Raw genomic sequence first — 11,587 nt, forward strand, 5'->3', positions numbered from 1 at the left:
CAGTCGACATCGACGGCATCCGCGAACCAGTCGCAGGCTCCTTAATGTTCGGCAACAACATCATCTCCGGTGCTGTTATTCCTTCTTCTAACGCAATCGGTCTTCACTTCTACCCCATCTGGGAAGCTGCTTCCTTAGACGAGTGGTTATACAACGGCGGCCCTTACCAACTAGTAGTATTCCACTTCCTCATCGGAGTATTCTGCTACATGGGTCGTGAGTGGGAACTCTCCTACCGCCTAGGTATGCGTCCTTGGATTTGCGTCGCCTACTCCGCACCAGTCGCAGCAGCAACCGCAGTGTTCCTCATCTACCCAATCGGTCAAGGTTCATTCTCCGACGGTATGCCATTAGGTATCTCCGGTACATTCAACTTCATGATCGTCTTTCAAGCAGAGCACAACATCTTAATGCACCCCTTCCACATGCTCGGCGTAGCAGGTGTCTTCGGTGGTAGCTTATTCTCCGCAATGCACGGTTCCTTAGTCACCTCCAGCCTAGTTCGTGAAACAACAGAAGTTGAAAGCCAAAACTACGGTTACAAATTCGGACAAGAAGAAGAAACATACAACATCGTTGCAGCACACGGCTACTTCGGTCGGTTAATCTTCCAATACGCATCCTTCAACAACAGCCGCGCACTGCACTTCTTCCTCGGTGCATGGCCTGTAGTCGGAATTTGGTTCACCTCCTTGGGTGTCAGCACCATGGCATTCAACCTCAACGGATTCAACTTCAACCAATCGGTAGTTGACTCGCAAGGTCGTGGCATCAACACTTGGGCCGACATCATCAACCGCGCTAACTTAGGTATGGAAGTCATGCACGAGCGCAACGCTCACAACTTCCCACTCGACTTGGCTGCTGGTGAATCTACTCCTGTTGCTTTGACTGCCCCTGCTATCAACGGTTAATACCTGTTTGAGTTCGAGTTCGATAAGAAACCCCCTCATTAGTGAGGGGGTTTTTTGATAGGTCATACATGTTCAAAAAGTCAAGTAATTTGCAATATTGTCTAGTTTTTGTTACAATACTTAATAGCAGAGAACAAACTGCTTCGATCGACTCGGTAAAATCGGACTTAATCGTAGGTAGTGAACCTGAGGATTGAACTAATAAATTTTAAGACGTTCGTGTGACGTCTGTGGAGAGAATCGAGAATGAATACCGATGAGTTGCTCAGACAGTATGATAATGGTAAGCGAGACTTTATTCTGGCGAATTTATCGGATGCCTGTTTGACAGAAAGATGCTTGGTACAGATCGATCTGAGTCAATCTCAACTGATCGATGCTAACTTATCCCAATCGAATTTGCAGTGTGCGAATTTGTCATCCGCCGTGCTGACTAGAGCGACTTTGTGGCGATCGAACCTGACCAGTGCGAGTCTGATGTCGGCCAATCTGAATGAAGCGAGATCGATCGCTGCAATTTTAAATGGGATCGATGGAGATCGAGCATCGTTACACAAGGCCGATTTACGCTTGGCAAGTTTGCGAGGAGCCAATCTCACTCATGTTAATTTAGTCGGTGCGGACTTACGCTATGCGGATTTGACTGGAGTCAATTTGACTGGGGCAAATTTGAGCAGAGCCAACCTCACTGGAGCCAATCTGACTAAAGCCGATCTGCGTGGTGTGACGCTCGCACAGGCTATCTTAGAGAATACAAATCTATCCGAGGCATCTTTAATCGATGTAGATCTCAGTTGCGTCGATTTGCGTCATGCCATTTTGGGATAAATTAAGACACAAGGCTGATAACCCGATCGTGTAAATCCGATAAATCCTGGTCTGCCTTTAATTGACTGGATATAATCTTTGACCGCTACTAGGATCGAAGACAAATAACCACTCAGCGGCTAGTTGGATGGTTAATTGAGTGCCGATTCGATCGATCGATCGAGGATCGCCGACTTGTTGCGACCAGTTAGGGGGAACGAGAAGATTTACGTGGGTGGAAGTACCAGCAATCTGCACTTTAAGTAGAGTCTCGCGTCCGAGTGTTTCAACGCCCTGAAGGGTAACTAGCAGCGAATCTGGCGTACCATCGGGGACGATCGACAAATATTCGGGACGAATGCCTAAATTGAAGCCCTGGCGATCGCGGAGTCGCAATCGATCGATTATTTCTGGGGCGCAAAAAATCTGTCGATCGCCGATTTGCCAATACCCATCTTGATAGCTAGCGGGGAAAATATTCATCGGCGGCGTACCCATAAAAGTGGCGACCATCCGATCGATCGGGCGATGATAAATTTCGTTAGGGGTGCCGATTTGTTTGATGTAGCCGCGATCGAGAACGACGATGCGATCGGCTAGCGTCATGGCTTCGACGCAATCGTGAGTGACATAAATCGTTGTAATTCCGACTTGTTGGTGCAGTTGTTTGAGTTCTGCGCGGGTATCGTCGCGCAGTCCGGTATCGAGATTGGAAAGTGGTTCGTCTAATAAGAACACTTGGGGCGAACGGGCGATCGCGCGACCGAGGGCGACACGTTGTTGTTGTCCGCCAGATAATTGTTTGGGTTTGCGATCGAGTAAGGCATCAATCTTGAGGAGTGTGGCGATCTCTTGAATCCGGCGCGCGATAATCGATCGATCTGTCCCGCGCATTTGCATCCCAAATCCCAAGTTTTCGGCAACTGTCATATGGGGATAGAGAGCATAATTTTGAAAGACCATCGCCACATCTCGCTGTCTGGCGGGGACTTTGTTTACCAATCGATCTCCAATATAGACACTACCGCTCGTGGCTGTCTCCAATCCAGCAATAATCCTGAGTAAAGTCGATTTACCGCATCCCGATGGCCCTACCAGTACCCAAAATTCACCGTCGGGAATCTCGAACGAGATATCGTCGATGCCGATAAATCGTCGATCTGCCTGGGCGATCGTGCCAGTAAATTTACGGCTGATGCGATCGAGTTTGACGCTAGACATAGTTTGCAGTTGAGCTTCATCGATACTGCTCCTATTTTACTGCGGTTGCTGACTGAATCTCCTCTGGCTGTCGAGATCTATTCCTACCAACTCCCAACTCTCAACTCCCAACTTTTCGATCTATTAATTGGATCGATCGCCTCTATATTTAAGGAGATTTTGCAATTCTCAGTCTAGCGATACATTGGGATGGAGAGAAAGTCTAAAGTAGTATCAAAAGTTGCGATCGAATATCTCCGGTGATGGTTGTAGCGATTGTAGAGATTGGTTTAAGATTGCTATATCTAAAGCTGAGCAACAGTAAATGAGGTGTTATCTCCCAGACAGATCTTGCGCCTCTATACAATAGATTGTCTCGATCTTGGAGCATAAATACCTCACTCACATAATTTTCTGTAGCTCTGGTTGAGAGCGAGCGCGAACTAGATCCTTAGTCACAACCCCAGCATCAAATTTATGAGAGCGAGTGCAGCTTATCAGCAGCGTCTATATTTATATCGAGAATCGGATCGTGAGTGCAGAACTAACCGTCGGACAACTAGAAAGAAAACTATCCCAAAAGATCCAAGCCCTATATAAAGAAAAACTCGGGCACCGACCCAGTCAAATTATTTGCAAACTATTCGACCAAAAAGTTGTAATTGTGATTGAAGATTCGATTACCCCTGCCGAACAATTATTGGTGGCAACTGGCGACGATCGATTTGTCGAACAAGTGAGATCGAATTTAGATGAAGCGATCTCACCCTATATCCGCGAGACGATCGAGCAAATTTTAGAGGTAACAGTAGAAGATTTGCTCAGTGATGCCACTATTGAAACGGGAAGAACGGCAATCGTGGCAGTTTTGGGAGATACTCCAGTCGCGAGAAACATCGAGGCAATTCCTAAGGGTAAAAAGCTACCGAAAGCTCCAGCACCTTCGGTAATTGATAATTGATAATTGATAATTGATAATTACATCTTCCTGTCTTTGCTAGAGTCTGCCGATTCACAAGGACAGAGGATTTCAATGATGCATAATCTTATTTGTTAAAGATCTCCTCTGCTAGATCCCCCACCTTTTAGGTGGATTGTTGATAGAGTGGGGTTTAACCCGATCGTCAATTTTCAATTTTCAATTCTCAATTAATTCAAGGAGACCACCCAATCGAACTCGCATCAGTCCAGGTAAAGCTAAATTTCGAGCCGACGCCAGGAGTAGAATCGACCCAAATCGTACCCCCATGAAGTTCGATTTTCTTTTTGGCGATCGCGAGTCCCATCCCCGTACTAGTCTCATCTTGTTGTGGCGACAAACTTTGGAAAACTTCAAAGATCCGCTCTCGATCTTGGGGCGCGATCCCCAGCCCGTCGTCGCTAATCTCGAACAAGTAGCTATTCTGTTGCTGCTGGGCGACAATTCGCACTGTTCCGTCAGTACGTTCGCGTAGCGTCTCCCTTTGAGAATGGTGATGTTTGACAGCATTATCGATGAGATTTGTCAATACATGTTGGAGTGCAAAACGATCGGTTCTGAGGGTTGGCATCGGGGAGGCAATCTCGATGGTAAATTTAGCACCCAAACTAAACGAACCGATAATTTGGGTCAGTAATTCGCCGACATTGACAACCGATCTAGTCATCGGTTGTTGACCTGCTTGGGTGTACTCTAATAAATCTTCAATTAGCAACCTCATCCTGCGGACGCGAGCCTGGAGCAGATCGAACTGTTTGCGGGTATCTGGTGTCAAGTAAGACTCTAAATCTTCGGCTAACCAAGTGGCTAAATTAGCAATCCCTTTAAGGGGCGGGCGCAGATCGGATGAAGCTAGTGCCGTAAAGGCAGCTAGTTCGCGATCGCGTTGTGCGAGCAGTTTTTTAGTAGCAGCTAGTTCTTCACTTAGCGAGAGTGGATTTACCCTGCGTTCGCGTGATGGTGCTGGGACGCGCTCTAAGGGCATCGCGGTGACGCGTTCTAGATTGACAAGATTCGGTAGGCTGTAGATCGGTGGTAAGACCCAATCTCTAGCTTTGAGTTGGAGATCGGCGATGAAGTCTAAGCCGCGCTCTGTGGATCGAGTAAAATTTAGCAACACTAGATCCGGCGATCGCTCTTGGCAAAGATCGAGCATATCCACAAGACCACCGATCGATCGCATCGGTTCTGTAGGACTGTAGCGATCGAGAATATAGGCACTATAGAGGCCACGATCGAATGAGGAATCATCTATTATCAAAATAGTTAATTCCTGGAAATTGGTATTCACGGTATTATTGTTTCTGTAACTGTAGATTTCAGAGGAATAGACCGGAAGTAATTAGAAAGAGTTGAAGCTGTTCCGTAATTTCTTGCTCTGCAATTAAAAATCAAGCTACCACAACTATTCTAGAAAAAAATATAGAAAGGGGTAGGTCGGGCTTTAGCTGGGCAAAATGTAATATTAAGTTACTTTCTGCTGTTACCTAGATTATCATATTCGTGGATCGTTACCCGTAATCTGCGTTACGGAGATCGAGCGATATCGATGGTTCAATGCCATCCAAACTCAGATTAGCCCGATGCGTCAACTTCTTCAGCATTCGTAGGTACGGGAATATCGACGCTGCGCTCGATGATGAGTCAAGTTGAGGCTGTATTCAACCCCATCCCTGAAAGTCAATTATTACTCGATCGACTCAATCGAGATGATGCGATATAAACCGTATTAAGGGATGCCAAATTGCCGAAATTATCAGTCATCATTACGCATGGTTATTTGCTCGATGGGGAACGCGATCGAATCGATTTAGTCTTCAACCTACTCAAATATCCAGAGGGAGAAGAATCAGATTTAATTTCGATAATACGAGCATCTAGTCGCTCTCAAGTTCGTGAGAATATTAAATGCGATCGGCGATTAGTTGGATGCAGAGTCTTTAAAATGTGGCGATTTGCCAAACCTAAGATTGATGCTCGATCGATCGTGGTGGCATACAATCGGCGAGAGTTTGTAATAAGTCACTAGTTGTAAATGGTTTAGAGACGAAATGTCGGCAACCAAACCGCTCTGCTTGGGCGACAGACTCCAGCGAATTGAGTCCGCTCATGGCTGCGACAGGCAGATTTGGTTCGATTTGACGTAGCGCATTAACAGTCGTCAATCCGTCCATCACTGGCATCATCATATCGATTAAAACCCCGTCAATATTCTGGCGATGTTGGGAATAGACCGCGATCGCTTCGGCACCATCATTAGCAGTTAGAACCTGGTAATTATATGTCTCTAAAATGGTTTTAATCAGCCCGCTAATCGCGATTTCATCATCTACGACTAAAATCAACTGTTGCCGACCGGAAGGGGGTTCTGGTTCGTCCTCATCGGGCGGAATCGGTGCGTTGCAGGCAGGGATATAGACGTGAATTTGGGTGCCGCGATTCTCGTTCCGAGAGGCTCCGCCAACGACTTGACTTTGCACGTCGAGAAAGCCACCATGACTTTTGGTAATTCCCATTACTGCGGATAAGCCTAAGCCCGTACCTTTACCGATGTCTTTAGTGGTAAAGAAAGGGTCGAAAATCCGGTGGAGGAGTTGCGGCTGAATGCCAGTTCCGGTATCGCTGACAGTAATGACTACATAATTGCCGATGCTAGCATCTAGATGAACGCGGACAAAAGTTTCATCGATCGAGATATTCTTCGCTTGGATACACAGGATACCGCCTTGGGGCATGGCATCGCGGGCATTGACGCACAGATTCATCAACACTTGATGGAGTTGAGTCATATCGCCCAATACCGACCACAAATCGGGGGCGAGTTCCAGCTCGATCTCGATCGATTTGGGCAAAGTTTGGCGCACGATTTTGTGGATATCTGCCAGCAGGTGATGGGGTTGGATGCAGACGCGTTTGCCTTCGATGCCTTGGGCAAAGGCTAAAATTTGCTTAATTAAATCTGCGCCTCTACGGGCACTGGATTCGAGGATTTTAATCAGGTTTTGGGTGCGATCGTCGATATCGGGCAATCGGAGTGGTAAGAGCTGGGCGACTGATAAAATTGGTGTCAGGACGTTATTTAAGTCGTGGGCGATGCCGCTGGCGAGGGTGCCGAGACTCTCCAGGCGTTGCGCTCTGAGGAATTGTTGCTCCAGTTGTTTTTTCTCGGTAATATCCATATGGATGCCGATCGTCCGAGTGGGATTATCGGTTCGATCGAGGAAGATGCTACTTTTGACCGCAATCCAGTGGATGCTGGCATCTGGAGCCTGGATCCGAAATTCTAAATCCAATCCCTGTTTGAGTTGTCGCGAGGTAGTTAATGCGGTGACGACGTTGGGGCGATCTTCAGGATAAATAGTTGCCAACCACTTGTCTTGACTGTTCTCAAAACTACCCGCTGCTAGTCCATACAAGGCTTCTAATTCGATCGACCAGGTAACTCGATCGGTCACTAAATCCCATTCAAATGTGCCAATTTTACCAGCCTGTTGTGCCAATCCCAACCGTTTTTGGATGCTTTCGCGCGATTCGATTTCTTGGCAGAGAGATTCGTTAGCAGTGGCAAGATCGGCGGTGCGTTCGCGGACGCGGATTTCGAGAGTTTCGTTGACTTCCCGCAGGGCTTCGGCGGCTTGTTTGCGCTCGATCGCATAGCGTACCGATCGGACTAAAATATCGAGATTGACTTGACGTTTGACGAGATAATCTTGGGCACCATGGCGCACGGCATTGAGGGCGAGCGCATCGTCGTTGGTGCTAGTGAGGACGACAATCGGCAGGCTGGGCGCATTACGGATCAAGACATCAAGGGAGGCTAACCCATCGCTATCGGGGAGGGTCAGATCGAGCAGGGCGACATCAAAACTGGTGGTATTGAGTTGGGTAATAGCTTCGCCTAATCGTTTGACATGAGAGAGGCTAAATTGACCGCTCACGGTGTCTTTGAGGATTTCTTGCAGCAGTCGTGCTTCTGCTAAGTTGTCTTCAATTAGCAGGACGTGGATATTTGGCTGTTCGCTCGGGTTTAGGTTGGCAGACATTGAAAGTTGATAGTTGCAGTGATTCTAAATAAAGTTTTGGATGATACTTGTTAAAGTGATACACAACTAGTTGCTAATCTGTAAGAAGCGACTCACTTTTCTATGATTTTATGCAAAGCTAAATCTGGGTTACGCGCATTAAGTCTTAATTTTTCTATTAAATCAGAATTTAAAACTGGATTTTTTTCAAGATTTTCCAAGTCAGATTGTTGCTGTTCTGCTTCTAGTTGAATTGCAGGATGAGCTGAGATTATTTTCATCTCATCCTCTCTACTTTCATATTTTGTGTTTTGCTCGATCGTTACATAATCCTCTAAAGCACCCAGCATAGTTGAGAAAACATCCAACATATCCTCGATTTTGTCTGATAAGCTGAAATCTAGCAAACAGGCAATGCCACAAATTGATGAAGTTCCCACAACACAATATTTGCAATAATCATTATGTTCATCATCAACAAAATACTCTGAGATCGGATAATAGTCATCAGGATCTGAATCACATTCGAGTACATCTTCTTTAAGACAATTCAGATATTTAGGATCTAGTCTTTCACCCCTAACAATTTTCCAGATTTGAGACATAGCATTTTTTAAAATATTCTTTTCTCCCCAACCTGGAAGTCCTTCAACCAAATAATAGTTTAATAGCATTCTCTCGACACAACATGCCAGGAACGCAAGCTGATGTTGTCGCGGTAATACCTCCAATCTTTGAATAATTGGAGGAAATTGCTCAAAATTTGAAATATATCTTTGTGTCAATTCTTCTTTTGGAAGCATATTGGCTGTTCGAGTGGTTGAATGCTGGCAGACATGGAGGAGTTATCTGTTACGAGAATTTCAACAATCGGGAAAATCATTACAAGCCAATATTCCACATTAGGGTGAATACCACACCAACGACTAGATTTCTAATATACCTTAACAAATCGATGGAACATTTCATAATCGATTCATCCAGATCTTAATATTTTATTTCAAATAATACTTCAGGCTGGGAGTAAAGAGGATTACAATTGTCTGATATGTGTCGATCGAGTCATCGATCCGAACAAATGGCTCTGTCAAAGCGCGAGCGATAAATTCCATCCAGTCGATCTTGCCAGGAAAAGACCTATGAAAGCGGTTATATATACAAGCTATGGTGCGCCAGATGTGTTGCAAATTATCGAGGTGCCCACACCTACTCCCAATGATAATGAAGTCCTCATCAAAATCCATGCGACCACAGTAACGTCAGCCGATTGGCGAGTACGTAGCCTGAGTATGCCTTTCGGCTTTGGGTTGATGTCGCGGTTGGTGTTTGGCATCAAGAAACCGCGACAACCGATTCTCGGCACAGAGCTGGCTGGAGAAGTAGAATCGATCGGCAAAAATGTCAGTAAATTTAAAGTCGGAGATCGAGTGTTTGCTTTTAGCGGCCCTGGCATGGGTTGTCATGCCGAGTACAAGTGTCTGCCCGAAGACGGGATGGTAGTACTCAAACCGGATAATCTCAGCTACGAAGAAGCCGCAGCCCTCTGTTTTGGCGGCACGACAGCGTTAGACTTCTTCCGCCGAGGCAATCTTCAGAGTGGGGAAAAAGTACTCATCAATGGAGCCTCTGGATGTGTTGGGACAGCGATGATCCAACTTGCCAAACACTTCGGTGCAGATGTGACGGCGGTATGCAGTGCCGCGAATATAGAACTTGTAAAGTCTCTAGGTGCCGATCGCACGATCGATTACACCAAAGAAGATTTTACTACCAATGGTGAAACCTACGATATCATCGCCGATCCGGTCGGTACGGCTCCCTTCTCCCGTGTCAAAAATTCACTCACAGCAGACGGTCGGCTGTTACAGATTTTAGCTGGACTACCAGACTTACTGAGTGCGCCATTAATATCGATGACTGGTAGCAAAAAAGTCATTGCAGGGCCAGCAGCAGAGCGAGTGGAGGATGTGCAGTTACTCGCAAAATTAGCAGCGTCGGGAGAATTTAAACCGTTTATCGATCGATCCTATCCATTCGATCGGATTGCCGAGGCGCACAGTTACGTGGATACTGGGCGTAAGAGGGGAAATGTAGTCGTAACTTTGGGAGTGTAAATCTCAACTAACTTGAATTGTGGATAAAAATTATCTAGAGACTTAAGTCTCTGCTAGTGATGCAAAGTCCGCCTCGCGGACTGATAACGAGTTCGCGAAGGCGGACTTCGGACTATTAGCCCCGATTTCAATCGAGTGCGGTGCTGGATCAAAGCAAATATCCTTAACCCAAATTAACTCCTAACAGGCAATGTCGCCGTCTCCAACCAAAACGCCTGAATCCCGCGCACGATTTTGAATAACTGCTGGAGATTGCGAGACTTGGCAATATAACAATTGACATGGAGATCGTAGCTATTGACGATATCCTCCTCATTAAGCGAAGTCGTCAATACTACTACAGGTAAATGTTTGAGATTTTCATCAGCTTTGATTTCGGCTAACACTTCCCGCCCATCTTTTTTGGGAAGATTGAGATCCAATAACACCAAATCGGGAAGGGGGACATTGAGATATTCCCCCTCCTGACGGAGGTAAGACATCGCATCCATCCCATCCCGCGTCACTACTACCTCACAGCGGGCACCAGTGCTTTTGAAGGCTTCTTGGATCAGGCGGATATCGCCCCGATTATCTTCGACTAGTAGGATAGTTTTTACGTCCGCTGACACGATCGCGATCTCCTCCGCTGACAGGGATAGTAAACGAAAAAGTAGCTCCTCGTCCCAGTTCTGATTCTACCCAGATTTTGCCACGATGACATTCGACGATTTTTTTACAGATCGTTAAGCCCATGCCGGAACCAGGATATTCATCGCGGGTATGTAGGCGTTGGAAGATGACGAAGATCCGATCGAAGAATTGCGGATCGATACCGATCCCATTATCGCGGATGGAAAATAACCAATCATCTTCTTGACGATCGACAGAGATATAAATCTCGGGTAAGGTATTGGGCTTGCGGAATTTGATGGCATTCCCAATTAGGTTTTGGAAAAGCTGCATCAGTTGCGTACTGTCGGCTACAATCGTCGGCATGGGGTCGGAAGTGACGATCGCACCTGTTTCGCCGATGCGTCCGCGTAGGTGGCTTAGAGAGCGATTTAAAGCAGTTTCGACTGCGACGAGTCCCCATTCGATGCCGAGCAGGTCTACTTTGGAGTAGATGAGGACATCATCGATGAGGGTTTGCATTAAGTTCACACCTTCGACAGCAAAACCGATAAACTCTTTGGCATCGTCGTCGAGTTCTTCGCTGTAGCGCATCTCTAAGAGTTGCACGTAATTTGCCACCTGATTGAGCGGTTCTTGCAAATCGTGGGAGGCGACGTAGGCAAACTTTTTGAGTTCGGCATTCGATCGTTCTAAATCGGTCGCTAGTAGGGCTAATTCTTCTGCCTGACGGAGGACGATATTGACGATCGCTTTGCGGAGTTCGGTAACAGCTTCGGTTTCGACTGGTTTCCAGGGGAGCGAATGCAGGCGGACGGTTTCTTTCCACAATTCAAAAGATTTGCGGGGACACAGGCGCACATTGCCATCGGTTTCGGCGATGTGATAGGCATGGTGAGGATCGCCGCCCCAATTTACGGTTTGAATTACTTCAGGACG

At 46.5% G+C, this 11,587-nt stretch carries 10 protein-coding genes; 4 read left to right on the forward strand and 6 right to left on the reverse strand.

From position 1 onward, the window contains the following. Window positions 1-914, forward strand: a 914-nt coding sequence (psbA, locus tag C7B77_RS13305; protein WP_106305364.1) for a photosystem II q(b) protein, incomplete at its 5' end; no start/stop codon positions are given. A 246-nt stretch (window positions 915-1,160) separates the two neighbouring features. Next, complete coding sequence (locus C7B77_RS13310; RefSeq protein WP_106305367.1) at window positions 1,161-1,742, forward strand: pentapeptide repeat-containing protein; 582 nt, start codon at window positions 1,161-1,163, stop codon at window positions 1,740-1,742. 57 nt (window positions 1,743-1,799) lie between these two features. On the opposite strand, the gene C7B77_RS13315 is transcribed toward C7B77_RS13310, so the two are convergent. Further along, a complete protein-coding gene (locus C7B77_RS13315; protein ID WP_106305370.1) occupies window positions 1,800-2,942 on the reverse strand; it encodes an ABC transporter ATP-binding protein in 1,143 nt (380 codons plus the stop codon). 508 nt (window positions 2,943-3,450) lie between these two features. On the opposite strand from C7B77_RS13315, the gene C7B77_RS13320 reads away from it, so the two are divergent. Beyond that, window positions 3,451-3,882: a Na-translocating system protein MpsC family protein gene (locus tag C7B77_RS13320; RefSeq protein ID WP_106305388.1), complete on the forward strand. Its 432-nt coding sequence runs from the start codon at window positions 3,451-3,453 to the stop codon at window positions 3,880-3,882. Window positions 3,883-4,075: 193 nt separating this feature from the next. Here the strand turns inward: C7B77_RS13320 and C7B77_RS13325 are convergent, their stop codons facing one another. From C7B77_RS13325 to C7B77_RS13335, 3 genes are all read right to left on the reverse strand, one after another. Next, window positions 4,076-5,191 carry a sensor histidine kinase gene (locus tag C7B77_RS13325; protein ID WP_106305373.1) on the reverse strand — a complete coding sequence of 372 codons (1,116 nt, stop codon included), beginning with the start codon at window positions 5,189-5,191 and terminating at the stop codon, window positions 4,076-4,078. Between the two features lie 673 nt (window positions 5,192-5,864). Further along, on the reverse strand, window positions 5,865-7,943 hold the full coding sequence (locus tag C7B77_RS13330; protein ID WP_106305376.1) for an ATP-binding response regulator: 2,079 nt from the start codon (window positions 7,941-7,943) through the stop codon (window positions 5,865-5,867). A 92-nt stretch (window positions 7,944-8,035) separates the two neighbouring features. Beyond that, window positions 8,036-8,725 (reverse strand): DUF416 family protein, encoded by a 690-nt coding sequence (locus C7B77_RS13335; protein ID WP_106305379.1) that lies wholly within the window; start codon window positions 8,723-8,725, stop codon window positions 8,036-8,038. Between the two features lie 336 nt (window positions 8,726-9,061). On the opposite strand from C7B77_RS13335, the gene C7B77_RS13340 reads away from it, so the two are divergent. Continuing rightward, window positions 9,062-10,036, forward strand: coding sequence for an NAD(P)-dependent alcohol dehydrogenase (locus tag C7B77_RS13340; protein WP_106305382.1), 975 nt, complete (start codon window positions 9,062-9,064; stop codon window positions 10,034-10,036). 173 nt (window positions 10,037-10,209) lie between these two features. On the opposite strand, the gene C7B77_RS13345 is transcribed toward C7B77_RS13340, so the two are convergent. Both C7B77_RS13345 and C7B77_RS13350 read right to left on the reverse strand, forming a co-directional pair. Further along, a complete protein-coding gene (locus tag C7B77_RS13345) occupies window positions 10,210-10,647 on the reverse strand; it encodes a response regulator (protein ID WP_106305385.1) in 438 nt (145 codons plus the stop codon). Further along, window positions 10,607-11,587 (reverse strand): sensor histidine kinase (locus C7B77_RS13350; protein WP_245894182.1); only part of this gene is annotated, 981 nt, incomplete at its 5' end. The genes C7B77_RS13345 and C7B77_RS13350, both read right to left, overlap by 41 nt.

The sequence above is a fragment of the Chamaesiphon polymorphus CCALA 037 genome (genome assembly GCF_003003845.1).
Lineage (GTDB): Bacteria > Cyanobacteriota > Cyanobacteriia > Cyanobacteriales > Chamaesiphonaceae > Chamaesiphon > Chamaesiphon polymorphus.